Origin of the sequence: Mesorhizobium sp. LNJC405B00, from assembly GCF_000502615.1 — a bacterium.
Classification (GTDB): Bacteria; Pseudomonadota; Alphaproteobacteria; order Rhizobiales; family Rhizobiaceae; genus Mesorhizobium.
The window spans coordinates 497,260-523,298 of record NZ_AYWC01000003.1 but is presented as its reverse complement, the minus strand read 5'-3'; the positions used below and the strand labels follow the sequence as shown (position 1 = coordinate 523,298).

The window sequence follows — 26,039 nt, the reverse complement described above, 5'->3', positions numbered from 1 at the left end:
AATCCGGAACAATCATCTTGTAGGATTGTCGACAATCTGCTTGTCTGGTTTCCGGCTCTCACTGGAGTGACGGAATGGCCAAGCTGGACTTCAGTCCGATCGCGGATACGACACGCCGGGCCGAGATCGTCGCGCTGTTGCGGCGCGCGATCCTGACCGGCCAGCTGGAACCCGGCCAAAAGCTCAACGAGCTGAGGATCGCCGAGCAGATGCGGGTCAGCCGTGCGCCGTTGCGCGAGGCGATGCGCGAGCTGGTGCAGGAAGGCATCCTGACCAGCATTCCCTATGCCGGCACCTTCGTCATCGATGTCACCGCCAAGGACATTGACGACGCCTACTCGCTGAACAAGGTGCTCGATGAATTCGCCATCGAGCGGACATGGAAGCTGCGCGACCAGCGCTTCTTCGATGAACTCGACCGCCGCCACGAAGCGGTGAAGCAGGCAACGCACGCGCGCGACACCACCCGCCAGATCGAGACCGCACTGCAATTGCACGGGCTGATCTATGAATGGGCCGACAATTCGGTGCTGCTGGAAACCTGGCAGCGGCTGACCAGCCGGCTGCAAATGTACTTTGCCCTGCACCAGCGGGCCCGCAACGAGCCGGTGCCGGCCGAAGATCTCCACGAAACCTATGTGCGGCTCTTGAAGGGCGCCGACATGCGCGCTGCCCAGCGCCATGCGCGCGAGCATATCGACCTCGATTTCGAAGAGCTGCTTGCCTATGCGCGTGGCCTCGAGCAGCGGAACATCGAAGGGCTGACCCTCCTCAACGCCTAGAGACAACGGACAGACAAGTGCAGATCAAAACCATCAAGGCCTATCGCGTCGTGCAGCCCTTCGTGGACGGGCCCTACCGCATGTCCAAGGGGCGGGTTGCAGACTGCTTCGATGCGGTGATCGTCGCCATCACCTCCGACAGCGGCGTAACCGGCTGGGGCGAGATGGCGCCGCTCGGCAATTTCTATTCGGCCGCCTTTCCGGCGGGAACGCGTGCGGGCGTGGTCGAGATCGCGCCGCACCTGATCGGCCAGGACCCGCGTGGCCTCGCCGGCATCGGCCGATTGATGGATACGGTGTTCAAGGGCCATCCCTACATCAAGTCGGCGCTCGACATGGCCTGCTGGGATCTGGCGGCCCGGGCCGCCGACGTGCCGCTGGTGACCATGCTTGGCGGCCGCGAGAGCGACATGGCGGAGACCTACCGCGTCGTCACTCACGGCACGCTCGACCAGATGGCGGCACTGGCCAAAAGGATCATCGCGGAAGGCTGCCGGCGGCTGCAGGTCAAGGTCGGCGGCAATGTGCATGACGACATCGACAGGGTGAGCGCAGTCGCTTCGGCCGTGCCGAAAGGCACGGTGATTTTCTGCGACGCCAATGCCGGCTGGACACCCTACCAGGCGCGGCAGTTCGCCGATGCCACGCGCGGCATCGATTACACGTTCGAGCAGCCCTGCACGACGATCGAGGAGAACATGTCGGTGCGCCGCATGCTCGACAAGCCGATGGTGCTGGACGAGAGCGTCATCTCGCTCGAGGCGATGGTGGAAATCCACCGCCTGGGCGCCGCCGACGGGCTGACGCTGAAGATCTCGCGGCTTGGCGGCGTAACCAGGACAAGGCAAATCCGCGACGTCGCCGTCGATCTCGGTTTCATGATCACCGTCGAGGATACGGGCGGCGCCGAGATCGACACGGCGGCGATGGCGCATCTGTCGCTGTCGACGCCGGAAGAACGCCGGCTGCACGCCATCGCCTTCCATGAGTGGGTGACGGTGCGCACGGCCTCCAACGCCCCACCGGTCACCGGCAGCCACATGGGCATTCCCGACGGGCCCGGCCTCGGCATCGATGTCGTGCCCGACCTGCTCGGCAAGCCTTTCCTAGAGATCGGCTGAGATCAAGCGCAGCATGAAGCTGTCACCCCACGAATCCTCCGCGGGAGATTTGGTCCTGCAGCCATTCTCCGATTTGCGGGTTGAAATATTTTTCAAATGGAAATAGGAATGTTCAAAATGATGATTTGACGCTGCGGCGCGTCGTGACTGGAGGAAGCGATATGGCCCATCCGCAATTTGCAGCGGAACTTCTGCAGCGCGCTGAAGCCCAAGGGCCTATCACCATCGGTCTCGCCGGCGCCGGGCAGATGGGCACCGACATCGTCGTCCAGGTGGCGCTGATGCCGGGCATGCGGATCGGTGCCATTTCCGAGGTGCGCCCGCAAGCGGCGATCGATGCCGCACTGCTCGCCGGCCATGACCGCTCCGACATCGTCCAGGCTGCGACCGCCTCTGCCATCGACCGCGCCATCGAGGCCGGCAAGATCGCTGTCACCGAAGATCTGCATGCGCTGGCCGCGGCCGGCCGCATTGATGTCATCATCGACGCGACAGGCAATCCCAACATCGGCACGCTGTTTGCGCTCGAAGTGATGAAGAACGGCAAGCACATCGTTATGCTCAATGTCGAGGCGGACATTACGATCGGCCGCTTCCTCAAGGAGGAAGCGCGCAAGGCCGGCGTGGTCTACACCGGTGCGGCCGGCGACGAACCCGCCTGCACGCTGGAGATCATCGGCTTCGCCAAGAGCCTCGGCTTCAACATCATCGCCGCCGGCAAGGGCAAAAACAACCCGCTCAAGATCGACGCCATGCCCGCCGACTACGAGAAGGAAGCGGCCGAGCGCAACATGAATGCGCGCATGCTGGTCGAGTTCGTCGACGGTTCCAAGACGGCGATCGAGATGGTGGCTATCGCCAACGCCACCGGGCTGGTGCCCGACGTGCCGGGCATGCACGGCCCGACGGCGACGCTGGAGGAACTGGCCAGCGTGCTTTGCCCGCGCGAGGATGGCGGCGTGCTGCACCGCAAGGGCGTGGTGGACTATTCTATCGGCAAGGGCGTGGCGCCCGGCGTGTTCTGCATCATCGAAACGAGGCATCCGCGCGTGCTGGAGCGCATGGTCGACCTCAAGGTCGGCAAGGGCCCCTATTTCACGATCTACCGTCCCTATCACCTGACAAGCCTTGAAGTGCCACTGTCGGCGGCGCGCGCCGTTGTCTACAAACGCGCCGACATGGAGCCCCTCGACCATCCGGTCGCCGAAGCGGTGGCGGTGGCCAAGAGCGATCTCGGCGCGGGCCAATCGCTCGGCATGATCGGCGAGAACGACTATCGCGGCTTCGCCATGACCTGGGAGGACGCCCGCGCCAAGGGCGCGCTGCCGCTCGGGATTGCCGAACGCGCCAAGGTGGTCAAGCCGGTCAAGACCGGCGACTTCCTCACCTATGAAAATTGTGTACCCGACGATTCGATGGTGATAACGCAGATCCGCCGCCGTCTCGACCAGTCGGACGGACAGTTTGTGACCAACGCCGCCTGAACCTTCGGGATCTCCCTGTGATGGACGATGTCGTTATCGGGATCGATGCCTCGACGACGGCGGTGAAGGCAATCGCCTTCACCCGCGACGGCGCGGACCTGTTCCAGGCGCGCGAGGCCTATCCACTGGCCAATCCTAAGCCCGGCCATTTCGAGCAGGATGCCGAACATTGGTGGGCAGCCCTTATCAGTGCGCTGAAGCAGGTTGCCGACAAGGTCGGCGCCGCGCGCGTGGCGGCAATTGCCATAGCCCATCAGCGCGAGACCTTCACCCTGATCGATCAGGCCGGCACGCCGCTCATCCCGGCGATCCTGTGGCTTGACGAGCGCGCCCGGCCTCAAGTCGCCAGGCTGTCGGCCGAGCTTGGCCGCGAGACGATCCGCGACTGGAGCGGCAAGCCGCCGGATCCGACGCCGGCGCTCTATGCCATCGCCTGGCTGGCCGAACACCAGCCGCAGGTGCTGGCCAACGCCGCCGCCCTGGTCGATGTTCATGGCTTCTTCGTTCACCGGCTGACCGCACGGCTGGTTACCAGCACGGCAAGTGCCGACCCGCTCGGCTTGCTCGATGTCGCGACAGGCGAATGGCACCCTGAGCTTGTCGCGGCTGCAGGGCTGCAGCCACGGCAGTTGCCGGCGCTGATCGGCCCAGGCGAAATCTGCGGCGGCCTTGCCGAAAGCATTGCCCAGCTGACTGGCCTCAAAGCGGGCACGCCAATTGTCGCCGGCGCCGGCGATGGCCAGGCTATGGGTCTCGGCATGGGCGTCTATGGTGCCGGCAGGAGCTATCTCTCGCTCGGCTCCGGCGTCGTCAGCGGCTGCTATTCCGGCACGGTCACCACATCGGACGCGTTTCGCACGCTGGTCTCGCCGACCGGCTCCGGCTTCATGCTGGAAACCGTGCTGCGCTCGGGCATGCAACTGGTCGACTGGATCGTGCGCACCACCGGCGCGTCTTCCGCGGCAGAACTGGAGAAGGGTGCGGTCGATGTTGCGGCCGGCGGCGACGGTCTTTTGGTCATGCCCTATTGGGCCGGCGTCATGAGCCCCTATTGGGATGGCGCGGCGCGCGGCGCCGTTGTTGGCCTGTCGCTCGACCATGAGCCCAGGCATCTCTTCCGCGCCACGCTGGAAGGCATCGCTTTGGAGCAGGCCATCGCCAGCGAGGCGATGGAGGCCGAAAGCGGCGGCAAGCCGGGAGAGATGATTGCCGCCGGCGGCGGCACCAATTCGGCGCTGCTGATGAAGATCATGGCCAGCGTGCTGGAGCGGCCGCTGTTCGTGTCGCCGGTCAACGAGGCGGCGGCCCTTGGCGCGGCCATGCTGGCGGCTTCGGCGATCGGCTGGTTCGCCTCGGCGGAAGACGCCGCCAAGGCAATGGCGGCGGCGCCGGCCAGGCGTGTCGATCCGGATATGACGCTGGTGCCGGCTTACCGGGCGCGCAAGGCGATCTACCGCGACCTCTATCACGCGACACGCGACATCCACGCGCGGCTCGGTGCGATCTGAGTTCAAGCGCAGCTTGCCTGCGTGAGGCTCCCATGCCCAACCTGCCCAGCTTGCCGATTTTGCGTCCTGCCCGGCCAATGCTAGACTCATCGGGCTCATGAAAGCAGTATTTCACCTTGCCGCCCTGCCCTGGATTGTCGCGCTTGCGGCAGCTCCGATGACGGCGCGTGCGCAGGACGAGCCGCCCTTCGAGGTCACGCTCGACATGGACAATGACGGCAGGATGGATCGGGCCGCGATCGCAGCGGATTCCGACAGCGGGCTGGCGGATCTCTCGATCTATCTGGCTGCCGGCGAAGGAAAGGTCGATCCTTCGCGCAAGCCTGACTTTGTCAAAAAGGCGCTGACGCAGGACCGTATTCTCGGGCTCGAAAGCAAGGGCAAGGGATCGCTTGTCGTCACCTCGTGCTTCGGCTGCGGCGCCAACAAATCATGGGATACAACGCTGACCATCGTCTGGCGCGGCGGTAAATTCCTTGTCGCCGGCTACAGTCGCGACTGGGACTGGAATGTGCAGAAAGCCGACGGCTCGGTCGAGACGACGCTGGGCGGTTGCGACATCAATTTTCTCACCGGCAGAGGCGTTGCCTCAAAGGACCTGGACGACGGCAAACCGGTCGCGGGAAAATTCGTGCCGATCGCACTGGCCGACTGGTCGGACGACAATCGTCCGGAGCCCTGCGAATTCTGACCGACGCCGGACAGCGCTCAACGGTTGAGCAGGCCTTTGGCCGCATCTTCATCGGTAATGAGCACCGAAATCCTGGTGTTGGCGAGCGCCGCGCGCATGACGGCGACCTTCTCCTGACCGCCTGACACCAGGATGATGCTCGGAATATCGGACAGATCCTGCAGCGGATAGGCGCAGACGCGGCGGTTGACCTCATGGTCGACAGGGTGGCCCTCGGCGTCGATGAAATGGCACAAGAGGTCGCCGACCGCGCCGGCCGCCTGCAATTCCTCGAGTTCGCTCGGTTTGATGAAGCCGTAATTGGCGATCGGGCTGTCCTTGGAAAACGAGCCGACGCTGAGCACGGCGATGTTGGCGCGGCGCGCGCGGAAGACCACATCCTGAACGCTGCGCTGGCTCATGAAGGCATCGCGCTGTTCCGGCTTGTCGGCATAGACCGGCACCGGCAGGAGGAAACATTCAGCGCCGATCTTTTCGGCGAACTCCCAGGCGCTTTCGGTCGGGTTGAGCGGCTGCGCGTGGGTGAGGCCGCCGAGCATCGAGACGACCGTCGTCCTGGCGATCGGCCGCCTCGGCAATTCGTTGATGGCGAATTTCAGCGTGCGGCCCCAGCCCAGCGCAATGACGTCGCCGGCATTCACATTGTCGGCGAGATAGGCGGCAGCCGCGTGGCCGATCATCAGCGGCGCGTTGCTGCGGTCGGCGGCCGACGGCACCACGACCGCCTGGCTTAGCCCAAAGCGCTGCTTCAGGCTCTCCTCGAGCTGCACGCATTCGACGACACTGTCGCGAATTCGGAACTGCACGATGCCCTCCTCGCGGGCAGCGGAGAGAATGCGGTGCACCTTGATGCGGCCGACGCCGAGGATCTCGGAGATGCGCTCCTGCGTCAGACCCTCGACATAGTAGTGCCAGGCGGCGCGGGCCTTGAGCTCGGCATCGGGGAAGCGCGAAGCCTTCTCGTTTTCGACGGTCGCCATCTTTTGCCCTCCCGCGGCAGATTTCGGAAATCTTTTCCGCAAAGCGCCGCCCCCTGGCCTTCCCTAGGACAAACCGCCCGGTGGCGCAAACCACCGCCGAATGGCGCAACGGCTCTTGACAATTTTCTAATGAACAGTTTAGCTGAACAAAATTGCATATCAAAGATAAATTGTTCACAGGGAGGTGCCTGGTGAACAAGAGCGGACGGCAGGCCATCGCCGTTTCGCTGACGGAGGAGACGAAGTGGCCGTGAGTAATGATGCAAGCGAGTCGAAGGCTGGCGAGTTGAAAGCCGCGCCCGGCACTCAAGGTGCGACGGCCGCGAAGCTTTCGGCACTGTTTGCCGGAACCATGGGACCGCTGATCGGACTGCTGCTGCTCTGCCTGGCGCTGACACTGACCACCGACACGTTCCTCACCGTGCGCAACATCCTCAACGTGCTCGACCAGATCACCGTGCTCGGCATCATGGCAATCGGCATGACGCTGGTGATCCTGATCGGCGGCATCGATCTCTCGGTCGGCTCGGTGCTGGCGCTGGCCGCCATGGTGATGGGCTTTGTCTCCCACCCCGACTATCTCAATCTCGGCCTTGCGGCCGGCGTCGTTGCAGCACTGGTCGTCGCCGGCCTTTGCGGACTGGTGTCCGGCCTGCTGGTGACCGTCACCCGGCTGCCGCCGTTCATCGCGACGCTGGCGATGATGTCGGTGGCGCGCGGTCTTGCCAATATGATCACCGACGGTTCGCAGATCGTCGGCTTTCCCGACTGGTTCACCAGCCTGTCGATCATCCGCCATTTCGGCTTCCTGTCGGTCACAGTCGGGGTGATGATGGTGCTGGCGATCGTCTTCGCCATCTTCCTCAACTACCGCGCCACCGGCCGCAGCCTTTACGCCATCGGCGGCAGCGCCGAGGTGGCGCGGCTCTCCGGCATTCCGGTGAAGTCACTGACCAACTGGGTCTACGCCATCTGCGGCGTACTTGCGGGTCTTGCCGGCATCGTGCTCGCCGCGCGGCTGGATTCGGTGCAGCCGAGTTCCGGCCTCGGCTATGAGCTCGACACCATCGCGGCGGTGGTGATCGGCGGCGCCAGCCTGTCGGGCGGCATCGGCTCGATCGGCGGCACCGCGGTCGGCGTACTCATCATCGGCGTGCTGCGCAACGGGCTCAATCTGCTCGGCGTCTCGCCCTTCATCCAGCAGGTGGTGATCGGCGTGGTGATCGCGCTGGCGGTCGCCAGCGATACCTGGCGGCGCAGGGCGCGATAGAGAACGGGCACAATTGAGAATTCGCCCGGAACGTCCGGGCGATAGACGGATCGGTCGATCCGAAACTGGGATGTTCCAAGGGGCGCGATGCGCTGGCGGGACAGTTTGACTATCAACGGAGGAAACACATGCTCACCAAACGTTCACTGCTGCTCGCCGCTGCCGCAATCATTCCTATGCTCGGGCTGACCGACATGGCCTCGGCCAAGGAGGCCAAGAAACTCGGCCTCGCCGTGGCCAATTTGCAGGCCGACTTCTTCAACCAGATCAAGCAGTCGGTCGAAGCCTACGGCAAGGAGAAGGGCATCGAGATCGTCACCGTCGACGCCAAGGGCGATTCAGCGACCCAGGTCAGCCAGGTGCAGGATCTGATCACGCAGAACATCGACGCGCTGATCTACATTCCGGCCGGCGCCACAGCCGCCACCGTGCCGACCAAGACCGCCAAGGCTGCCGGCATCCCGGTCGTCAATGTCGACCGCAACGCCGACGGCGCGCCCGGCGACACCTTCATCGCCACCAACAGTGTCGCCTCGGCGCAGGCGGTGTGCGACTACATCGCCAAGCAGGCCGGCGGCAAAGGCGAACTGATCATCATCCACGGCCAGAAGGGCACCACGCCGGAAGTCGATCGCTCGAAGGGCTGCGGCGAAGCGCTCAAGGCCTATCCCGATATCAAGGTGGTCGGCGAATTGTGGAGCGAAGGCTGGCACCAGGACGAAGGCTTCAAGCTGACGCAGGACCTGCTGCAGTCGCATCCCGATGTCTCCATCGTCATCGGCCAGGCCGATGCGCTGGCGCTGGGTGCGGCACAGGCGGTCAAGGTCGCTAATCCCGGCCACAAGGTCTGGGTTGCCGGCTTCGATGGCGACGTGGCCGCGCTCAAGGCGCTGAAGGACGGCGTGTTCGACGTCACCGCGACGCAGCAGACGCAAGGCATGGGCCGTCTCGCCGTTGATGCGGCGATCAAGCTGGTGGCGGGCGAGAGCGTTCCGGCCGAACAGCTGCAGGATGCGACGCTGACCACCAAGGACAATGTCGAGCAGTTCATCGCCAAGCATCCGTAACGACCGGCACCGCTTAAGAGAGCACCACGATGTCTCCTGATCCTCGCCACAGCGAAAGCCCGCACAACGGGCTCTTCGTCAACGGCCTTTGCAAGAGCTACGGACCGGTCCAGGTCCTGGCCGATGCAAGCTTTGAGGTGCGGCCGGGCGAGGTTGTGGCGCTGCTCGGCGAAAACGGCGCCGGCAAGTCGACGGTGTCCAATATCATCGCCGGCTCGACCCGGCCCGACGCGGGCACCATCATCTGGCGGGGGAAGCCCTATTCCCCCGCCTCGCCTGCCGCGGCAATCGATGCCGGTGTGGGCATGATCCATCAGGAACTGAAGCTGCTGCCGGATCTGTCGGTGGCGGAAAACGTCTATGTCGGGCGCCTGCCGATGCGCGGCGGCCGCATCGACCGCGCCGAGATGAACGCCAAGGCCTCGGCGCAGTTGAAGCGGCTTGGCCTCGACGTCTCGCCCGAGCGCAAGGTGGGCGCGCTGCGCATCGCCGCCCAGCAACAGGTCGAGATCGCCAAGGCGCTGACGCTGAATGCCGAATTGCTGATCTTCGATGAGCCGACGGCTGCACTCGGCGGCGAGGAAACGGAACTGCTGTTCCAGCAGATCCGCAAGCTCAAGGCGGAAGGCATGTCCTTCATCTACATCAGCCATCGTCTCGACGAGATCGCGCAGATTGCCGACCGCGTGGTGGTGATGCGCGACGGCCGCATCGTCGCCCGCCACGAGCGCGCCGATATTCCCGTGCGCACCGTGGTGGAGCAGATGGTCGGCCGCTCGGTCGAGCGGATGTTCCCACACTTGACACCGCCGCGCGAGGAGACGCTGCTCGAGGTCGACAACCTGTCCTCGCCGGAGAAGAGCTTCAACAACGTTTCCTTCTCGGTCAAAGCAGGCGAGATCCTCGGCATTGCCGGGTTGATCGGCGCCGGCCGCACCGAACTGGTGCGGGCGATCGCCGGCGCCGATCCGATCTCGTCGGGCTCGGTGCGCGTTGCCGGCAAATCGGTGCATCTCAGCGGGCCGGCGGCAGCGATCAAGGCCGGCGTCGTGCTGGTGCCGGAAGACCGCAAGGCGCAAGGCGTCGTGCTCGACCAGACCATCGGCGAGAATTTGGCGTTCGGCAATTTCGACCATGTCGCGCCGAAGGGCTGGGTGTTTCCGAAAGCGGTGCAGAAATTCGCCGAAGCCGGCGTCGCAAGGCTCGGGGTCAAGGGCAAACCTGGCCAGGCGGTCAGCAAGCTTTCCGGCGGCAACCAGCAGAAGGTGATCATCGCCAAATGGGTGTCACGCCCGCCGAAGGTGTTCATCCTCGATGAGCCGACGCGCGGTATCGATGTCGGTGCGCGCGCAGCGATCTACGACGTCATCGCCGACCTCGCCCGTTCCGGCATGGCGGTGGTGGTGGTGAGCTCCGACCTCGAGGAGGTGCTGGGTCTGTCGCACCGGGTGCTGGTGCTGAGCCGCGGCCGCCAGCGCGGCATTCTCGGCCGCAGCGAGGCCAGCAATGTCGCGGTGATGGAACTCGCCACGAGCTGAGGACAGGAGTCGGAACAAAGCGCAGCAGGTGGTATCCTCCCAAGGACCGGACCGCGCGGGGCGCCAGCAAAGACTGGCGCCCCTTCATTTCAGGAGGGGGAACAACATGAAACTATTCGATCTCAGCGGCGACGTAGCGCTGGTAACAGGCGCCGGCAGCGGCATTGGCCAGGCCATTGCCATCGGGCTCGCCGAAGCCGGCGCCGACATAGCCTGTTTCGGCCATGCCTCGAAAGGCGGGCTGGATGAGACCGCGCACAGGATCGCCGCGCTTGGCCGCAAGGCGGTGGTGCTGACCGGGACGGTGACGTCGGAGGCCGACCTAGCGACCGCAGTCGAGCGCACGGAAAAGGAGCTCGGCGCGCTGACCATCGCCGTCAACAATGCCGGCATTGCAGGAGCCGAGGCCGCCGAGACGCTGTCGCTGGAGAAGTGGCAGAAAATCTACGACGTGAATGTCAGCGGCGTGTTCCTGTCCTGCCAGGCCGAAGCGCGCGCCATGCTGACGCGGCGCAAGGGCTCGATCATCAACATCGCCTCCATGTCGGGTTCGATCGTCAATCGCGGCCTGACCCAGGCGCACTACAATTCGTCGAAGGCGGCGGTCATCCACATGTCGAAAAGCCTCGCCATGGAATGGGCCGATCGCGGCCTGCGCGTCAATGTGGTGAGCCCAGGCTACACGCTGACGCCGATGAACAAGCGGCCGGAGGTCGCCGAACAGATCAAGATCTTCGAACGCGACACGCCCATGGGGCGCATGGCGACGCCGGAAGAGATGGTCGGCCCGACCGTGTTCCTGGCCAGCCGCGCCGCGAGTTACGTCACCGGCATCGACCTGATCGTCGATGGCGGTTTTGTCTGCTGGTAAGGAGAAAAGATGCAGAAGCGTTTTGAAGGCAAGACTGCGGTCATCACCGGCGCGAGCGGTGGCATCGGCGCGGCGATGGCGAAGCGCTTCGCCGAGGAAGGTGCCGCGGTGGTGGTCAGCGCCATCGATACCCATGTCGAGGACGTCGCCGCCGGCCTGAAAGCGGCAGGCGCCAAGGTCGCGTCGATGCGCATGGACGTTACCAGGAAGGATGAGGTCACCGCGCTTTACGACCTCGCCGAGAAGGAATTCGGCCGTGTCGACATTTCGGTGCAGAATGCCGGCGTCATCACCATCGCCCGGATCGAGGCGATGACCGAGGCCGAGTGGGACAAGGTGATGGCGGTCAACACCAAGGGCGTGTTCCTGTGCTGTCAGGAAGCGATCGCCCGCATCCGCAAGCATGGCGATGGCGGCCGGCTGATCAACACGGCATCGGGCCAGGCGCGGCAGGGTTTCATCTACACGCCGCATTATGCGGCGTCGAAGTTCGGCGTCGTCGGCATTACCCAGAGCCTGGCCAAGGAAGTGGCCAAGGAAAAGATCACCGTCAACGCCATCTGCCCCGGCATTATCAACACCGACATGTGGGCCTATAATGACGCAGCGTGGGGCAAGCTGATGGGTGACTACAAGCCCGGCGAGCTGATGGCCGAATGGGTGAAGAACATCCCGATGGGCCGCGCCGGCAGCGGCGAGGACGTGTCCGGCCTGGTCAGCTTTCTCGCCAGCGACGACGCCACCTACATCACCGGCCAAACCATCAATGTCGATGGCGGCCTGATCATGTCGTGAACGTCAGCTCTGGCGGTTGGCAATCGACCAGTCTGAAATTCCGCAGTGCACAGGGCATCAGCCGTTGCGCCGCATGAACGTTGGTATATATAATTTCATCTCATGAAACGGCCTTGGCGGGGATGGGGCTCGCCGGCCGAGACCATGGGACCTTGATGGCTCGCACGTCTGAGAGCGCCGCTGGAGCGGCGATCGATCTGTTGACGATTGCTCACGCAGCAATCCATCCGATGCCATGACGCGGGCCCGCCCGGCATCACATAAACACCAAGTCGAGCAACCATTTCGCCTGCGCAAGTTGCGGCCGCGGCACTGGCTTGGTGCGAACGAGCTTGCGTAACGACCCGCCTTTCCAACACAATCAAGAAAAGACGCAAGAAGGGAACGATCAAGAAATTTCCACATGGTTTGACAGGAGAACAAGCATGTCATTTCGCAGTGTGATTTCGAACCTATCAATGGGAGCCTTGGCGCTTGCCGCCGCAAGTGCGCTTACATCACCGGTCCACGCAGCAGCACCTGAATCCAACGACCCGATCAAGATCGCGCTGTTCGACTGGACCAGCGTCAACCTCAACGCCAAGATCCTTGGCGGTATCCTCGAAAAGCTCGGCTATACCGTCGAATATCCGACAGCCGACTACCTCTCCAGCCTGACCACCGGCCTCACCAATGGCGACCTTGATGTCGGCCTGGAGTTCTGGGACACGACGGCCGGCGAAGCGATGAAGGCTTCAGACGCCACCGGCCAGACCGAGCGGCTCGGCAAGCTCGGGCCGAAGGCCAAGGAGGAATGGTGGTTTCCCGAATATATGAAGGAGAAATGCCCCGGCCTGCCCAATTGGGAAGCGCTGAAGGACCCGAAATGCGCCGAGGCGTTCTCGACAGCGGAGACGGCGCCGAAGGGCCGCTATCTCGGCGGCCCGGTAACCTGGGAAGGCTTTGACGACGAGCGCGTCGAGGCGCTGAAGCTGCCCTTCACCGTCATCCATGCCGGCACCGACGCGGCGATGTTCGCCGAGTTGGACTCGGCCTATCAGCGCAAGGCGCCGATCATGCTGTGGATCTATTCGCCGCATTGGGCGCCGGCCAAGTACAAGGGCGAGTGGGTCGCATTCCCGGAGTATACGCCCGAGTGCTACACCGACCCGAAATGGGGCACCAACCCGGATGCCAAATATGATTGCGGCAAACCGCATGGCGAAATCTGGAAATACTCCTGGTCCGGCATGAAGGACAAATGGCCGGTCGCCTACAAGGTGGCCAAGGCGTACACGATCGACACCGATGAGCTCAACAAGATGAGCGGCGAGATCGACCTCGGCGGCAAGACGCCCGAAGATGTCGCCGCCGCCTGGATCGCCGCCCACGAAGCAGACTGGAAAGCCTGGGCGCAGTGATCGCCTGACTGGAAGCCAGACCCGGCCCTAGCGGCCGGGTCTTATCTCCATTTTCCAGAAGGACCATTGGATGACGGAAGCGACTGAACCGCAGGCAACTGGCACGCCGGAGGATGTGCGGCCGATAAAGCTTGCCTGCCGTAATGTCTGGAAACTGTTCGGATCGAACGCGGCCAGCTTCATCCGCGAGCGTGACGGCAAGGCCAGCATGGCCGACATCGCCGCGGCCGGACTGGTCGGCGCGGTGCGCGCCGTCGATCTCGAAATCCGCCAGGGCGAGATTTTCATCATTATGGGACTGTCCGGCTCCGGCAAGTCGACGCTGGTGCGCTGCATGTCGCGGCTGGTCGAGCCGACCCACGGCAAGGTCGAATTCGAAGGCAACGATCTGCTCAAGATTTCCGATTCGGCGCTGATCGAACTGCGGCGCCATCGCATGGGCATGGTGTTCCAGAATTTCGCGCTGCTGCCGCATCTGAACGTGCTGGAGAACATTGCCTTCCCGCTGAGTATCCAGGGCCAGGACCGGCCGACGCGCGAAGCGAGAGCGCGGGAGGTGATCGATCTCGTGGGCTTACGCGGCCGCGAGCATTTCTATCCGCGCGAACTCTCCGGCGGCCAGCAGCAGCGCGTCGGCATTGCCCGCAGCCTCGCGACCAAGCCGGAGATCTGGTTCCTCGACGAGCCGTTCTCGGCGCTTGACCCATTGATCCGCCGCGAGATGCAGGACGAGCTGATGCGGCTGCAGACCATGCTGCACAAGACCATCGTTTTCATCACCCATGATTTCGACGAGGCGATCAGGCTGGCCGACCGCATCGCCATCATGAAGGACGGCGAGGTCATCCAGATCGGCACACCGGAGCAACTGGTGGTCAATCCGGCGACCGACTATGTCGCCGAATTCACCCGGGATGTCGACCGCGCCAAGGTGATTTCGGCGCGCAGCCTGATGCGTGCCCTGGATGGCTCCGAGCATGGCGGCACGGTTTCGCCCGACGCCAGGATCGCCAGCTTCTCGGCCAGCATCGTCGCTTCGGGAAAACCGTTCGCGGTGGTCAACGGCAGCGGCAAGTCGATCGGCGAGGTGACGCCGCAAGCCGTGATCGGACTGCTGGCCGGCATCGACAAGCAAAGAGCCGGCGCATGACGGTGACTGCAAGCGCCAGCCAAACGAGGCCACCGGTTCAGCGCTGGCTGCTGATCTGGGCGCTGGCGCTGGCCGCCGTGCTGGTGGTATTCCTGCTGCAGGAGAGGCTGCCATGGGCGGTCGACTATCCGGCCGATGCGGTCGTTCCCGTCGCCGACTGGGTCAGTGCGCTGATGCGCTGGATCAAGTCGAACTTGTCCTGGCTGACCCGCTCGATCACCGCGGTGCTCGGCGTTCCCCTCGATTTCGCGCTCGACCTGCTGGCCAAGAATTTCAAGATTGGTCACGGTGCCGATGCCTATGTCCTGCCGCGCCTGTCCTGGATCGGCGTCTGCGTAGCCGCCTTCATCGCCGGGCACGCCGTGGGCGGTAGAAAACTCGGCATGCTGGTCGGCGGCTGCTTCCTCTACACCGCGCTGTTCGGCCAGTGGACCAGCGCCATGCTGACACTGGCACTGATTTCCATCGCGGTGCCGTTCTGCATCGTCACCGGCCTGTTCGCCGGCATCTGGGCGTGGCGCAAGCCATGGGCCGAGCGGCTGATCATCTCCCCTGCCCTCGATTTGATGCAGACCATCCCGACCTTCGCCTATCTCATCCCGATGCTGCTCCTGTTCGGCAACAGCCCGGTCTCGGCGATGATCGCCACCGCCATCTTCGCCACGCCGCCCATGGTGCGGGCAACGATGCTGGGTCTGTCGCGGGTGCCCTCCGAGATCGACGATTTCTCAGAGATGGCCGGCTGCACGGCGCGGCAGAAATTGTGGCGCGTGCAGCTGCCGTCGGCGCGGCCGACACTGATGATCGGCGTCAACCAGGTGATCATGCTGGCGCTGAACATGGTGATCATCGCCTCGATGATCGGCGCCGGCGGCCTCGGCTATGATGTGCTGCTGGCGCTGCGTGCGCTGAAGGTCGGCGAAGCGATGGAAGCCGGGCTCGCCATTGTGGCGCTCGCAATCGCGCTCGACCGGCTGAGCCAGGCGATCGCGCATAAGCAGGCAAAAGGCCACGTTCAACGGCAGGCGAACCAGAGCGTTTGGCGGCGCTATCCCAATCTGTCGCTGGCCATCGCCATCCTGGTCGTGACGACGCTGCTCGGCCTGTTCGTACCGGCGTTCGCAGCGGTGCCGAAGGAGATCACCTTCACCACCGCGCCACTGTGGAAGGCGGCGGTGAGCTGGGTGACGATCAACTTCTTCGACGTGATCGAAGCGTTTCGCGTGGCGCTCATCCTCAATGTACTGAACCCGCTGCGCGCCTTCTGCGAAGGCTTTCCGTGGCTCGGCGCGGTGGCCCTGCTCGGCCTCGCCGGCTATCAGCTCAGTGGCCTGCGTTTGGCCGCCCTTGTCGCGGCGCTGACCGCCTTCTGCGCCGTCACCGGCCTTTGGGAAAAGACTATGGCGACGGTTTATCTCTGCGGCATCTCGGCCTTCATCGCTTGCCTGATCGGCATCCCGATTGGCCTGATGGCCGCGCGCAGCGACCGCTTCGAAAAGATCGTCACGCCCATCATCGACACGCTGCAGGTGCTGCCGTCCTTCTGCTTCATCATTCCTGTGGTGATGCTGTTCCGGGTTGGCGACGTCACGGCCATGATCGCCACGGTGGCCTTCGCCGTGGTGCCGGCGATCCGCTACACCAATCATGGCATAAGGCAGGTGCCGCCGGCATTGATCGAGGCGGCGAAGGTTTCCGGCTGCACGCCGCGCCAGACGTTCTTTCGCGTGCAATTGCCGCTGGCGCTCCCCGAGATCATGCTCGGCGTCAACCAGACCATCCTGATGGCATTGGCGATGATCATCATCTGCGCCATGGTCGGCACGCGCGATCTCGGCCAGGAAGTGTTCATCGCGCTGTCGAAAGCCGATTCCGGCCGCGGCATTGTCGCCGGGCTGGCAATAGCCTTTATCGGCATCGTCGCCGACCGGCTGTTCAATGCCTGGACGGCGAAGGCGCGGACAAGACTAGGATAATTGTTGAATGTCCAATCCCGGCGAACCGCCTTTTGCCGTTGTCGTTTTCGACATGGCCAAGACCGGCGAGCCGGATGGCGAGCATCTGATTTCCGGCTTCGAGAAGCTGGGGGCGGCGACGGCCTATGCGATTGCGCGGGTTCGCGCCTCGGTGGAGGAATTGCGCAAGCCTGGCCTCACAGCCACCGAATTACGCCAGCTTTGGCACCTCTATGGCGAAGACTGTTCGGTGCTGAACGCCGGAGTGCGCGGCAGCGATCTACTCGACGATTTCATTGCGACGCCGTCGATGCCGGCCGAATGCAACTGGCAAGTTCTCGCGCCCAGGCTGCGCCGCTTCCGCGCCTCGCTGCTGATCTCCAACGGCAACAACGAATCCGTCTGGGCCGGCGGCTTCTTTCGCTCGACCTTCAGGCTGTCGCGAGACGGTCTGCTCGAGCGCTTTGGCGACGACGCCATTGCCGCCTTCAAGGCCAAGGGGATCGAGCCGGCGGAGCCGACGAAGCTCATGGTCGCCAATTACTTCGAGCTTCCCGACCCGCCCTACCCGCCGCCAGGCGTGACGCTGCGATCCTGGAAGGTCGAGGTCGGTTTCGTCTGCCATGACGTGAAGTTCGGCGGCGACGCCGCCGGAATCTTCGCCTGGCCGCAAGAGCCCACCGACTGGGCGCTCAGAACCATGCAGTTCCTGCTGATGGCCGACATGATGGCCATGCGCGGCGATGGCCCCGACTGGGCCAACGACTGCGAGATACTAGCCGCCAAGGTGACCGAGACGGAGGCGCCTCCCGACTATCCGCTGGATTGAAGTGATGATCATCACCTGCCCCGTGGCCGGCACACGCGATCTCGGCCAGAAAGTGTTCATCGCACTGTCCAAAGTCGCGGCATTGTCGCGGGCTGGCAACAACCTGCCATCGACATCATCGCGGTCGGTCTTCGACCCCTGAGCCGCGAAAGCTCAAGCACGGCTCGGATAGACGGTTTCGCCTCTTCTGGAGTTCGCCTCTTCTGGAAATGGCAGGCCGCGCTCCAGCTCTTGACTTTGACGCATTTTCGCGCGGAAAGCTGCTTCATCCTCGACCAGCCTGAGCTTGCTGCCGAATGCCCGATCAGCGCGAACCGCCTTTTACTGTCGTCGTCTTCGACATGGCCAAGACCGGCGAGCATGTGGTTTCGGGGTTTGAGACGTTGGATGCGGCTACGTCCTACGCGATTGCTCGGGTTCGCGCCTCGGTGGAAGAGCTGCGCAAGCCTGGCATCGCAGCAGCCGAGCTCCGGCGGCACTGGCATATCCATGGTGAGGATTGCACGGTGCTGAACGCCAATGTGCGCGGCAGCGATCTGCTTGACGATTTCATCGCGACGCCGGGGACACCGGCCGAATGCGACTGGCGGGCGCTGGCGCCACGACTGCGCCGTTTCTACGCCGCTGTGAACGTCTTCAACAACGATGGCAAATCTATCCGGGTCAGCGGCTTTTTCCGCGCGACCTACCGGTTATGGCACGCTGGCCTGCTCGCACGATTTGGCGACGACGCCATCGCCTCCTTCAAAGCCAAAGGCATCACGCCGGCAGTGCCGACGAGAGTCTCGGTCGACCATCACTTCGAGCAGCCCGATCCGCCGCGCCCGCCGCTCAGCGATATCAGGCCGTTGCTGTCGTGGAAGGTCGAGATCGATTTCGGATGCACCGATGTGAGGTTCGGCGCCAAAACCGACGGCGTCTTCGCCTGGCCCGAGGAGCCGACCGGCCGGGCACTCAAAGACATGACACATCTGCTGATGGCTGACAGACTGTCCATGTACGGCACCGGCCCGGAGGGCGCCTATTATAGCGAATTGGTGTGGGTCAAGGTGACGGAGACCGATGCGGCTCCCGACTACCCTCTGAATTGAAACTGGGCCGGTGCCGGCGCATTGTTTTGCATCACGCCGACCTATTCCGCCGCCACGCCCTTCACCTGGAGATAGCTTTCCATCGAGTCGTCCAGCGCCTGCAGCCAGGGCGTATGGTGCGATGGCGCCATGGTGCCGGTCATCAGCGAGCGGTAGGCGTGGTCGCGGAAGCTCATAATGTCTTCCGCCTTGTGGTGCTCCCACTCCATGAAGGTCTGGTTGACCGCCTCGACGTCGAAGCCGGGATAGTCGGTCTGGTCCATCAATTCCTTGGTGTAGTCGCCCTGGAACCAGATCATCTGCTCGGCGTCTTCCAGCGTCTCTTCGCGTGCCCGCCACTTGGCGCCGTGCTCGGCCATCGCCTGTACCGACGGCAGCTTGATGCGGCCCATGATGACGTCACGGGCGAACCAGGCCTGGGCGTCGAACATGTTGAAAGTGTAGAACTGGTCCTGCATGCCGATATAGGACAGTTTCGGGTTCTTCTCCCACACGACGCCCTCATAGAGCCCGTCCGGCCACATGCGGTTGGCGGTCTTCAGCTTCAGCTCTTCCGTGAGGAACGGGAAGGAATGCAGATAGCCGGTGCACAGGATGATGGCGTCGACGTCCTTGGTGGTGCCATCCTTGAAGTGCGCCGTCTTGCCGACGACCTTCTGCAGCAGCGGCACTTCCTTCCAGTTCTCCGGCCATTTGAACCCCATCGGCTTGGAGCGGTAGCTGGAGGTGATAGATCTGGCGCCGTATTTGTAGCATTGCGAGCCGATGTCCTCGGCAGAATAGGAGCGGCCGATGATCAGTATGTCCTTGCCCTTGAACTCCATGGCGTCGCGAAAATCATGGCTGTGCAGGATGCGGCCGTTGAATGTCGAAAAGCCTTCGAAATAGGGAACGTTGGGAACGGAAAAATGCCCTGAGGCGACGACGACATTGTCGAACTCCTCGGAGTAGGTGACGTCGTTGGTGCGGTCATGCGCGGTGACGGTGAATTTCCTCGTCTCGTCGGAGAAAGTCACCATGCGCACCGGGCTGTTGAAGCGTACCCATTCGCGCAGGCCTGATTTCTCGACGCGACCCTTGATGTAATCCCACAGCACCGCGCGCGGCGGGTAGGATCCGATCGGGCGGCCGAAATGCTCCTCGAACGTGTAGTCGGCGAATTCCAGGCACTCCTTCGGTCCGTTCGACCAGAGGTAGCGGTACATCGAGCCGTGGACGGGATCGCCGTGCTCGTCGAGGCCGGTGCGCCAGGTGTAGTTCCACAGGCCGCCCCAGTCGGACTGCTTTTCGAAGCAGACGATTTCGGGTATCTCGGCGCCCTTGTCGGCAGCCGACTTGAAGGCCCTGAGCTGGGCCAGACCGGATGGCCCCGCTCCAATGACGGCAACGCGCGTTTTCATGGCAGGCCTCCCGGTGTCATTCGATTTTTGGAATTGCTCTTACGAAACAAATTTCACTCACAGGACAGTAATTGCCTCTTGGATGCTGTCAACAGGCCTTGTGGAGAAACCGCGTTTCGCCCCAGCGGATTTCCGGAAACGGATGACGGCGCAAATCCGGTGCGGACACCATTCGACTTAACGGGCTTGCTGCGCGGTTGCGTTTCTGTATCGGCACCGAATATGTTCACCTGGAGTGAAATAATCATGGGGATTCGGGGGCGAGATGGCGAAGACAAGTTCCGACTCCAAGACTGCTTCGACAAGGGCAAAGCCACCGGCGAAGGCATCCGTGGACGGGAAGACCATCCGCGCGCCGCTGACGCAGAACCCGCATGCCATTCGCGACACCCGCGAAAAAGTGCTGGAGGTGGCGATCGGGCGCGAGGTGCGCGCCTTCCGCAAGAAGCTCGGCATCACCGTCGCCGATCTCGCCGTCGCCACCGATATTTCGCTGGGCATGCTGTCGAAGATCGAGAACGGCATCACCTCGCCGTCGCTGACCACACTGCAGGCGCTGTCGAGGGCGCTCGGCGTTCCCGTCACCGCCTTCTTCCGCCGATTCGAGGAAGAGCGCAGCGCCGTCTTCGTCAAGGCCGGCGAAGGGCTAGATGTCGAACGCCGCGGCACCCGCGCCGGCCATCAATACAATCTGCTCGGCCATATCGGCTCCAACACCAGCGGCGTCGTCGTCGAGCCCTATCTGATTACGCTGACCGAGGATTCGGATGTGTTCCCGACCTTCCAGCATGAGGGCATGGAATTCCTCTATATGCTGGAGGGCGAGGTGGTGTACCGGCACGGCAGCAACCTCTATCCGATGAAGCCGGGCGACAGCCTGTTCTTCGACGCCGACGCGCCGCACGGGCCGGAGCAACTGACGAAACTTCCGATGCGGTATCTGTCGATCATTTGCTATCCGCAGAATAGCGCTGGGTAATCGGACCGCCGCAGCCCCCTCACCCGGATTGCCAAGGCCGAATTGCAAGAGCAATTCGGGGCAATCCGACCTCTCCCCGAGGGGAGAGGAGTCTGGCGTCAGCGCTGGCGATCTCTTCTCCGCTCGGGGAGAAGGTGGCCGCGCAGCGGCCGGATGAGGGGGCCTTTAGTCCGGCCCGAACCCCGGTGACGTCGCACTGCCATCATCCAGCTTCGACAGCCATTCCACCAATGTCGGCCGATACCGCGTCAGGCCCTTGTAGGTGGCCAGCTCTTCCGGCAAATCCCGGATCACCCGGTGCAGTCGTCTTGCCCATTTCGGCTGTGTCACCAGTTCGTCCATCTTGATGAGATAGCAGCGGATCGGGAAGACGATGCCGTTCGAGCGCGGCAGCCGCCAGAAGCTTTGCAGTTCGACGCGCAGATGCACCTTGTCGCCGACATTTTCGGGCGTCACCGTCGCGCGGTCCGGGCCCCATTTGTGGTAATTCTCCGGGCTGGTGTCGAGGCGCGGGTTGATGGTCATCGTCCAGTTGAGACGCCGCGCCGGCTTGCCCTGCTGGATGTTGGTGAGGAACTTCAGCGCCCTGACGAAAATCCCCTTCTCATGCGCCAGCGGCACCGGCGCGTGCCATTCGAAGAAATTCATGCCGATGTCGAAATCGAGCGACCAGTCGGCCTGGGTGGTGACCATGCCGGCGTCCATCCACAGATTGCCGTCGCGCTGATCGAGGATGCAGAAATCGCCCTGGCTCTGGCGGGTGATGTACTCCATCGGCCCGTAAGGCAGTGTCGAGGTGTCGCCGAAGGTGAAGGTGTCGTCGATACCGAGCGGCCGGTTGATCCAGCGCCAGCGGTCGCCGTCGCGGGTCAGGGTGAAATGCTCGGGATAGCCAAGTGCCTGTTGCTCCATCAAAAGTTCGAGCAGGTCCCAGCCGGCCAGCGTCATATGCGGCAGCGACTGGCAGCGCAGCGGATCCTCGGCCAGCACCAAAGCGCGGTCCTGCATCTCGGCGACATAGTGCTCGTCGACGTCTATCAGGTTTTCCAGCACGCTGCCCTTGGGACCGACGACATGCGGCTCGATGTTGACCGCGTACATGTAGCTGTCTTCGTGGAACGGAAACGGAAACCGCCTGATGTGCTCCGGGCTGTTGTTGAAGGTGAAATCGTCGCGAAACGTTTCCTTGCGAAAGGTGATGCCCAAGCTCGCCTCCTATCTTTCCAGGACCAGCGACTTGCCTTCGAAGCGCGACACGCACGGCATGATCTTGCAGCCGGAACGGTGGTCTTCCTCACTCAGCCAGTGGTCGTTGTGGATGAACTTGCCGTCATGCGAGATGACGTTGGTCTCGCACTGGCCGCAGACACCGCCGCGGCAGAGATAGGGCGGATCGACGCCGGCGGCCTCGATCGCTTCGAGCAGGCTCTGCTGCTCGCCGACGCGGATGGTCTTGCCGCTGACGGCAAGTGTGACGTCGAACGGCAGGCCGGGCTGGGGTGCCGCGAAATGCTCGTAGTGCACGGTCTCCGCCGGCCAGCCGAGAGCCGCAGCGCGCTCGCGCACCCAGTTGATCATGCCGGTCGGGCCGCAGACATAGAGATGGGTGCCGAGCGGCTGCGAGGACAAGAGACGGTCGAGTTCGATGCGCTCGTCGCGGTCGTCCTGATAGAGCCGGACGCGACGGCCATAGCGCTCCTGCAGCACATCGGCATAGGTGCCGAGCGAGGCGGTGCGGCAGGTGTAGTGCAGCTCGAAATTGCCGCCGGACCCGGCGAGCTGCGCGGTCTGCGCCATGAACGGCGTGATACCGATGCCGCCGGCAAGCATCAGATGCTTCTTGGCCCTGAGGTCGAGCGAGAACAGATTGACGGGGTAGCTGACCACCATCTCCAGGCCGGGGTTGACGCTCCGGTGCATGAACAACGAGCCGCCGCGGCCGACATCGTCGCGGCGCACCGAGATGGTGTATTCGCGGGTGTCGAGCGGCGACCCCATCAGCGAATAGGGATTGAGCCTTGTGCGGTCGCCATCGCGCATCTCGACCACGACATGGGCGCCGCCGGAAAAGGTCGGCAAAAGCTCACCGTCACGGCGGCGGAAATGGAAGCGCGTCACCAGTTCGTTGACCGGGACGACGTCGCTGACGACGACATCGAGCTTGGTGGTGCCGGTGCTCATGGGAAGACCTCCTCGATGGGAGGTATCTCCGAGCGATCCTCGGCATTTATGCAGACGCCCTGGAATGCTGCCAGCCGTCGCGAATAATGATCGCGCACCAGAAGCAGCAGGCCGCAATGCGCGCAGGTGGCCGGCTGCGTCGTCACATTTTCGGTGATGCCTTTGCAATGCACGCACTGCATGCGCCGCGCCAATGAGCCGCGATGCTCGGTCTGCATGGAGGTATGATCGATGCCGGCTTCGAGCGCCACCTGCATGGCCTGGCCGATCAGCCCTTCGGTGCCGGCGAGATAGAGGCGCAGGCCCATATGCGCGTTGGCAAGCGTCTGCTTCAGCCGGGGCAGCAGGCTGGCGAAGGTTGGCGCGACATGAAATTGCGCGGACTTCAGTGCCTCAAGAGCGGCAACGTGCTTGCCGTCGGCCCCGGGAATGAAGACGATTTCGGCGCCGTCGAAGAAGCCGGGGGGCGCCGTCCTTGCCATATCGACGATCGCCAGCGCGCCTTCCGCATCCGCCACGAAAAGATGATGCTTGCCGGGCTGCGGGGACAGGGTTCCGTAAATGGGCCGGCTGATGATCGTTTTGGCTGCCATTCTCTACTTCGTACCTCGAAACCCTCGCTGTCGATTGTGCCTCAGCCTTTCGCCGTGCGCTTGGTCTTTTTGGGATCGTCGAAGGGCAGAGGCTGCGCCGTCGCCCTGATCGAACCGCTCTTGTTGCGGATCTCGAGCTTGGTGTCCTTGACCGCACAGTCGACGTCGAGGCGGGCGATGCCCATCGATTTCTCGACCAGCGGCGAATACATGGCGCAGGTGACCACGCCCACCTTTTTGCCGTCGCGATAGACCGGCGCGCCCTCATCCGCGGGTTGCTTGCCGTCGAGCAGCACGCCGTAGATCTTGAAGCGCTCCTTGCCCTTGAGGCGGTAATGCTCTTCGGCGCCGCGAAAGCCGGTCTTGCCGGGGCTGACGGTGAAGTCGAGGCCGAGCTCCCACAGCGTGTCGCCGGGGCCTTCGTTCTCGAACGGATATTTCTGCGAGTTGTCATAGGGATAAAACAGCAAATAACTTTCGACGCGCAGCATATCGAGCGTGGTGAAGCGGCACGGAATGATGCCGGCGCTCTTGCCCTCGTCGAGGATCCTGTCCCAGATCGTGCCGGCGTCCTGGCCGCGGCAGAATATCTCGTAGCCGCGCTCGCCGGTATAGCCGGTGCGCGAGATCATGACGGGAAAGCCGAACAGCTGCGTCTGCATATGATGGAAATAGTTGAGGTCGCGAATGCCCGGCACATGCTTTGAGAGATAGTCGACCGCGGTCGGTCCCTGCAGCGACAGGTCGTGCAGATTGTCGTCGAAGCGCAGCGATACGTCGCGGCCGACGGAAGCGCGCTGCAATTCCTCATGGCCGGTGCCGGAGCCGTGCACCACCATCCAGGCGTTCGGCCCGGTGCGGTAGAGGATGCAGTCGTCGGTGAATTTGCCGGCCTCGTTCAGCATGCAGGCATAGGCCGACTTGCCGGGATAGATCTTCTCGACGTCGCGCGTCGTTGCCAGGTCGATGAGGTGTGAGGCGTGCGGCCCGGTGATGTGAACCTTCTTCAGGCCCGACACATCCATCAGCCCGGCCCTGGTGCGGATGGCGGTGTATTCCTCGTCGGCGTCCTTGTCGTAGGTCCAGGCGGTGCCCATGCCGCTCCAGTCTTCGAGCTTCGAGCCTAACGCGCGATGGCGATCCGCCAGGGTCGAAAATCTCCAGGATGCCGTCATGCGCAAATCCTCCGTTCGAAAATGCTATTGTGTTCCCGGCTCCCTGCGCGGAGGCGGGAGCATTTGGTCGAATATTGATCGCAAACGTCCTGATGCCGCAATACCCGCAAGCAAATAATTTCATTGTCAGGCAAAATTTACCGCTGGGGACAAACGGTTAACCCAACGTAAAATCACCTTGACAATTGCTGGATTCGGTCCGAATTTATGAAAAAAATTTCACTCTGTTGAAAGAGGGCAGCGGGCGGCCAATTCGGGGTCGGGCGCTGGAAAAAGGGGAAAACCGATGTCAGACCTGCAGCAGCGCATCGAAGCGCTGTACCGTTCCGACCTGCGCGGATCCGCGCTCCTGATCATCTGCCTTTGGGCGACGATCCTCTTCGTGCTCGTCATGACATGGCCCTACATCCCGGACACCGGGATCAAGATCGTCGTCGCGATCGCGGCGGCCGCCGTGCTGATCTTCAACACGGCCGCCATCCTGGCGATGGTCAATCACTACAAGGAAGACAAGGACTTCATCTACGGTCTCGACATCAAGAACGCCGACGCGGCCCGCAACCGCAAGTCCTGAAAACAGAACGTCCTGAGGGGTAGAAGTCATGTCGCGCTACACGCCGCCGGAACAAGGCAAGGCCGGGCAGATTTTCGATATCGTGGTCGTCGTGGTCGCCATTTTCGTGGCGCTGTGGCTGCCATTGAAACTCGGCTTGGCGGGTGCGGCGAAATCCATCGACGCGCTCGATGCCAAGACCTGGGAAGCGTTGGGACAGAACCCGACCATGGCCTCGATCTGGGAAAAGCTCGGCTATACGCCGGAGACCGCGCACGACGTCATCCAGAACCGCTTCCACTACATCATCGACTGGCCGACGCTGATCATCATGGCGGCGGTGCTGATCGGCTATTTCGTCTTCCTGTTCCGCGCCTCCGACCGCGAATATCGCGACGTCATCAACGAAAAGTTCGACGACAAGTAACGCCAGAGATTTTGGGGAAGCACGCTCATGTGGGTCGCACTCTCTTACGCATCGTGGGGCATCTCGGTCGTGCTTGCGCTGTGGATGCTCTACGACTGGTTCAAGATCGACACGACCTATTCCGAGGAGGTGCTGACTTCCTCGCGCGAAGGCGAGCTTGAAGCCGCTTCCGAAAAACACCGGATCTGAGTGGGGATTG

Annotated in this window: 26 protein-coding genes; 20 read left to right on the top strand and 6 right to left on the bottom strand. The window is 63.1% G+C overall.

Annotation, left to right across the window (positions count from 1 at the left end; translation table 11 throughout):
* Positions 1 to 74: 74 nt before the first annotated feature.
* The 5 genes from X756_RS156395 to X756_RS156415 all read left to right on the top strand — a co-directional run bounded on the left by X756_RS156395 (position 75) and on the right by X756_RS156415 (position 5,586).
* On the top strand, positions 75 to 782 hold the full coding sequence (locus X756_RS156395) for a GntR family transcriptional regulator (RefSeq protein ID WP_023729288.1): 708 nt from the start codon (positions 75 to 77) through the stop codon (positions 780 to 782).
* A 17-nt stretch (positions 783 to 799) separates the two neighbouring features.
* Positions 800 to 1,903, top strand: a complete 1,104-nt coding sequence (locus tag X756_RS156400) for a mandelate racemase/muconate lactonizing enzyme family protein (RefSeq protein WP_023729287.1) — start codon at positions 800 to 802, stop codon at positions 1,901 to 1,903.
* Between the two features lie 161 nt (positions 1,904 to 2,064).
* Positions 2,065 to 3,387: a homoserine dehydrogenase gene (locus tag X756_RS156405; protein WP_023729286.1), complete on the top strand. Its 1,323-nt coding sequence runs from the start codon at positions 2,065 to 2,067 to the stop codon at positions 3,385 to 3,387.
* Between the two features lie 20 nt (positions 3,388 to 3,407).
* Complete coding sequence (locus tag X756_RS156410; protein ID WP_023729285.1) at positions 3,408 to 4,895, top strand: FGGY family carbohydrate kinase; 1,488 nt, start codon at positions 3,408 to 3,410, stop codon at positions 4,893 to 4,895.
* Between the two features lie 97 nt (positions 4,896 to 4,992).
* On the top strand, positions 4,993 to 5,586 hold the full coding sequence (locus tag X756_RS156415; protein ID WP_031237991.1) for a hypothetical protein: 594 nt from the start codon (positions 4,993 to 4,995) through the stop codon (positions 5,584 to 5,586).
* Between the two features lie 17 nt (positions 5,587 to 5,603).
* On the opposite strand, the gene X756_RS156420 is transcribed toward X756_RS156415, so the two are convergent.
* Positions 5,604 to 6,566: a sugar-binding transcriptional regulator gene (locus X756_RS156420; RefSeq protein WP_023668527.1), complete on the bottom strand. Its 963-nt coding sequence runs from the start codon at positions 6,564 to 6,566 to the stop codon at positions 5,604 to 5,606.
* Between the two features lie 337 nt (positions 6,567 to 6,903).
* Between X756_RS156420 and X756_RS156425 the strand changes: the two genes are divergently transcribed.
* The 11 genes from X756_RS156425 to X756_RS1000000166615 all read left to right on the top strand — a co-directional run bounded on the left by X756_RS156425 (position 6,904) and on the right by X756_RS1000000166615 (position 18,532).
* Positions 6,904 to 7,836 carry an ABC transporter permease gene (locus tag X756_RS156425; protein ID WP_245263948.1) on the top strand — a complete coding sequence of 311 codons (933 nt, stop codon included), beginning with the start codon at positions 6,904 to 6,906 and terminating at the stop codon, positions 7,834 to 7,836.
* A gap of 128 nt (positions 7,837 to 7,964) precedes the next feature.
* The gene (locus X756_RS156430; RefSeq protein ID WP_023668529.1) at positions 7,965 to 8,903 is read left to right on the top strand and encodes a sugar ABC transporter substrate-binding protein; all 939 of its coding nucleotides are present in this window, start codon (positions 7,965 to 7,967) and stop codon (positions 8,901 to 8,903) included.
* Positions 8,904 to 8,932: 29 nt separating this feature from the next.
* Positions 8,933 to 10,441, top strand: coding sequence for a sugar ABC transporter ATP-binding protein (locus X756_RS156435; protein WP_023729283.1), 1,509 nt, complete (start codon positions 8,933 to 8,935; stop codon positions 10,439 to 10,441).
* Positions 10,442 to 10,547: 106 nt separating this feature from the next.
* Positions 10,548 to 11,312, top strand: coding sequence for an SDR family oxidoreductase (locus X756_RS156440; RefSeq protein WP_023684416.1), 765 nt, complete (start codon positions 10,548 to 10,550; stop codon positions 11,310 to 11,312).
* A 9-nt stretch (positions 11,313 to 11,321) separates the two neighbouring features.
* On the top strand, positions 11,322 to 12,107 hold the full coding sequence (locus X756_RS156445) for a glucose 1-dehydrogenase (protein WP_023729282.1): 786 nt from the start codon (positions 11,322 to 11,324) through the stop codon (positions 12,105 to 12,107).
* A 425-nt stretch (positions 12,108 to 12,532) separates the two neighbouring features.
* Entirely contained in the window at positions 12,533 to 13,507 is a 975-nt protein-coding gene (locus tag X756_RS156450; protein WP_023729281.1) for an ABC transporter substrate-binding protein, read from the top strand.
* 70 nt (positions 13,508 to 13,577) lie between these two features.
* Entirely contained in the window at positions 13,578 to 14,657 is a 1,080-nt protein-coding gene (locus X756_RS156455) for a glycine betaine/L-proline ABC transporter ATP-binding protein (RefSeq protein ID WP_023668534.1), read from the top strand.
* Complete coding sequence (locus tag X756_RS156460; RefSeq protein WP_023729280.1) at positions 14,654 to 16,633, top strand: ABC transporter permease subunit; 1,980 nt, start codon at positions 14,654 to 14,656, stop codon at positions 16,631 to 16,633. The genes X756_RS156455 and X756_RS156460 overlap by 4 nt, the downstream gene beginning before the upstream one ends.
* Before the next feature lie 7 nt (positions 16,634 to 16,640).
* On the top strand, positions 16,641 to 17,441 hold the full coding sequence (locus X756_RS1000000166620) for a hypothetical protein (protein ID WP_023729279.1): 801 nt from the start codon (positions 16,641 to 16,643) through the stop codon (positions 17,439 to 17,441).
* A 4-nt stretch (positions 17,442 to 17,445) separates the two neighbouring features.
* Positions 17,446 to 17,583 (top strand): hypothetical protein, encoded by a 138-nt coding sequence (locus X756_RS1000000168685; protein WP_023696622.1) that lies wholly within the window; start codon positions 17,446 to 17,448, stop codon positions 17,581 to 17,583.
* Positions 17,584 to 17,737: 154 nt separating this feature from the next.
* Complete coding sequence (locus X756_RS1000000166615) at positions 17,738 to 18,532, top strand: hypothetical protein (RefSeq protein WP_023729278.1); 795 nt, start codon at positions 17,738 to 17,740, stop codon at positions 18,530 to 18,532.
* A gap of 41 nt (positions 18,533 to 18,573) precedes the next feature.
* Here the strand turns inward: X756_RS1000000166615 and X756_RS156465 are convergent, their stop codons facing one another.
* A complete protein-coding gene (locus tag X756_RS156465) occupies positions 18,574 to 19,932 on the bottom strand; it encodes an NAD(P)/FAD-dependent oxidoreductase (RefSeq protein ID WP_023704844.1) in 1,359 nt (452 codons plus the stop codon).
* A gap of 265 nt (positions 19,933 to 20,197) precedes the next feature.
* On the opposite strand from X756_RS156465, the gene X756_RS156470 reads away from it, so the two are divergent.
* Positions 20,198 to 20,911 (top strand): XRE family transcriptional regulator, encoded by a 714-nt coding sequence (locus X756_RS156470; protein ID WP_023692149.1) that lies wholly within the window; start codon positions 20,198 to 20,200, stop codon positions 20,909 to 20,911.
* A gap of 165 nt (positions 20,912 to 21,076) precedes the next feature.
* Here the strand turns inward: X756_RS156470 and X756_RS156475 are convergent, their stop codons facing one another.
* From X756_RS156475 to X756_RS156490, 4 genes are read right to left on the bottom strand one after another with little or no spacing between them, the layout of a single operon-like run.
* On the bottom strand, positions 21,077 to 22,117 hold the full coding sequence (locus X756_RS156475; protein WP_023692150.1) for a DUF3445 domain-containing protein: 1,041 nt from the start codon (positions 22,115 to 22,117) through the stop codon (positions 21,077 to 21,079).
* A gap of 9 nt (positions 22,118 to 22,126) precedes the next feature.
* Positions 22,127 to 23,092: a PDR/VanB family oxidoreductase gene (locus X756_RS156480; protein ID WP_023729277.1), complete on the bottom strand. Its 966-nt coding sequence runs from the start codon at positions 23,090 to 23,092 to the stop codon at positions 22,127 to 22,129.
* Positions 23,089 to 23,685, bottom strand: a complete 597-nt coding sequence (locus X756_RS156485) for a dimethylamine monooxygenase subunit DmmA family protein (protein ID WP_023668542.1) — start codon at positions 23,683 to 23,685, stop codon at positions 23,089 to 23,091. Before X756_RS156485 ends, X756_RS156480 begins: the two co-directional genes overlap by 4 nt.
* Positions 23,686 to 23,726: 41 nt before the next feature.
* A complete protein-coding gene (locus tag X756_RS156490) occupies positions 23,727 to 24,860 on the bottom strand; it encodes an aminomethyltransferase family protein (RefSeq protein ID WP_023668543.1) in 1,134 nt (377 codons plus the stop codon).
* Between the two features lie 286 nt (positions 24,861 to 25,146).
* Between X756_RS156490 and X756_RS156495 the strand changes: the two genes are divergently transcribed.
* Genes X756_RS156495 through X756_RS1000000167235 form a run of 3 tightly spaced genes read left to right on the top strand, consistent with a single transcriptional unit; the run spans position 25,147 to position 26,029 of the window.
* A complete protein-coding gene (locus tag X756_RS156495) occupies positions 25,147 to 25,434 on the top strand; it encodes a hypothetical protein (protein ID WP_023668544.1) in 288 nt (95 codons plus the stop codon).
* Positions 25,435 to 25,462: 28 nt separating this feature from the next.
* Positions 25,463 to 25,840, top strand: a complete 378-nt coding sequence (locus X756_RS156500) for a hypothetical protein (RefSeq protein WP_023729276.1) — start codon at positions 25,463 to 25,465, stop codon at positions 25,838 to 25,840.
* A gap of 27 nt (positions 25,841 to 25,867) precedes the next feature.
* Complete coding sequence (locus X756_RS1000000167235; protein ID WP_023668546.1) at positions 25,868 to 26,029, top strand: hypothetical protein; 162 nt, start codon at positions 25,868 to 25,870, stop codon at positions 26,027 to 26,029.
* Positions 26,030 to 26,039: the final 10 nt, after the last annotated feature.

What these genes read in the sequence shown, in the direction of transcription:
- X756_RS156395 (WP_023729288.1), top strand. Translation starts at nt 75, where the DNA reads ATGGCCAAGCTGGACTTCAGTCCGATCGCGGATACGACACGCCGGGCC.
- X756_RS156405 (WP_023729286.1), top strand. Translation starts at nt 2,065, where the DNA reads ATGGCCCATCCGCAATTTGCAGCGGAACTTCTGCAGCGCGCTGAAGCC.
- X756_RS156410 (WP_023729285.1), top strand. Translation starts at nt 3,408, where the DNA reads ATGGACGATGTCGTTATCGGGATCGATGCCTCGACGACGGCGGTGAAG.
- X756_RS156415 (WP_031237991.1), top strand. Translation starts at nt 4,993, where the DNA reads ATGAAAGCAGTATTTCACCTTGCCGCCCTGCCCTGGATTGTCGCGCTT.
- X756_RS156420 (WP_023668527.1), bottom strand. Translation starts at nt 6,566, where the DNA reads ATGGCGACCGTCGAAAACGAGAAGGCTTCGCGCTTCCCCGATGCCGAG.
- X756_RS156430 (WP_023668529.1), top strand. Translation starts at nt 7,965, where the DNA reads ATGCTCACCAAACGTTCACTGCTGCTCGCCGCTGCCGCAATCATTCCT.
- X756_RS156435 (WP_023729283.1), top strand. Translation starts at nt 8,933, where the DNA reads ATGTCTCCTGATCCTCGCCACAGCGAAAGCCCGCACAACGGGCTCTTC.
- X756_RS156440 (WP_023684416.1), top strand. Translation starts at nt 10,548, where the DNA reads ATGAAACTATTCGATCTCAGCGGCGACGTAGCGCTGGTAACAGGCGCC.
- X756_RS156445 (WP_023729282.1), top strand. Translation starts at nt 11,322, where the DNA reads ATGCAGAAGCGTTTTGAAGGCAAGACTGCGGTCATCACCGGCGCGAGC.
- X756_RS156450 (WP_023729281.1), top strand. Translation starts at nt 12,533, where the DNA reads ATGTCATTTCGCAGTGTGATTTCGAACCTATCAATGGGAGCCTTGGCG.
- X756_RS156455 (WP_023668534.1), top strand. Translation starts at nt 13,578, where the DNA reads ATGACGGAAGCGACTGAACCGCAGGCAACTGGCACGCCGGAGGATGTG.
- X756_RS156460 (WP_023729280.1), top strand. Translation starts at nt 14,654, where the DNA reads ATGACGGTGACTGCAAGCGCCAGCCAAACGAGGCCACCGGTTCAGCGC.
- X756_RS1000000166620 (WP_023729279.1), top strand. Translation starts at nt 16,641, where the DNA reads ATGTCCAATCCCGGCGAACCGCCTTTTGCCGTTGTCGTTTTCGACATG.
- X756_RS1000000168685 (WP_023696622.1), top strand. Translation starts at nt 17,446, where the DNA reads ATGATCATCACCTGCCCCGTGGCCGGCACACGCGATCTCGGCCAGAAA.
- X756_RS1000000166615 (WP_023729278.1), top strand. Translation starts at nt 17,738, where the DNA reads ATGCCCGATCAGCGCGAACCGCCTTTTACTGTCGTCGTCTTCGACATG.
- X756_RS156465 (WP_023704844.1), bottom strand. Translation starts at nt 19,932, where the DNA reads ATGAAAACGCGCGTTGCCGTCATTGGAGCGGGGCCATCCGGTCTGGCC.
- X756_RS156470 (WP_023692149.1), top strand. Translation starts at nt 20,198, where the DNA reads ATGGCGAAGACAAGTTCCGACTCCAAGACTGCTTCGACAAGGGCAAAG.
- X756_RS156480 (WP_023729277.1), bottom strand. Translation starts at nt 23,092, where the DNA reads ATGAGCACCGGCACCACCAAGCTCGATGTCGTCGTCAGCGACGTCGTC.
- X756_RS156485 (WP_023668542.1), bottom strand. Translation starts at nt 23,685, where the DNA reads ATGGCAGCCAAAACGATCATCAGCCGGCCCATTTACGGAACCCTGTCC.
- X756_RS156490 (WP_023668543.1), bottom strand. Translation starts at nt 24,860, where the DNA reads ATGACGGCATCCTGGAGATTTTCGACCCTGGCGGATCGCCATCGCGCG.
- X756_RS156495 (WP_023668544.1), top strand. Translation starts at nt 25,147, where the DNA reads ATGTCAGACCTGCAGCAGCGCATCGAAGCGCTGTACCGTTCCGACCTG.
- X756_RS156500 (WP_023729276.1), top strand. Translation starts at nt 25,463, where the DNA reads ATGTCGCGCTACACGCCGCCGGAACAAGGCAAGGCCGGGCAGATTTTC.
- X756_RS1000000167235 (WP_023668546.1), top strand. Translation starts at nt 25,868, where the DNA reads ATGTGGGTCGCACTCTCTTACGCATCGTGGGGCATCTCGGTCGTGCTT.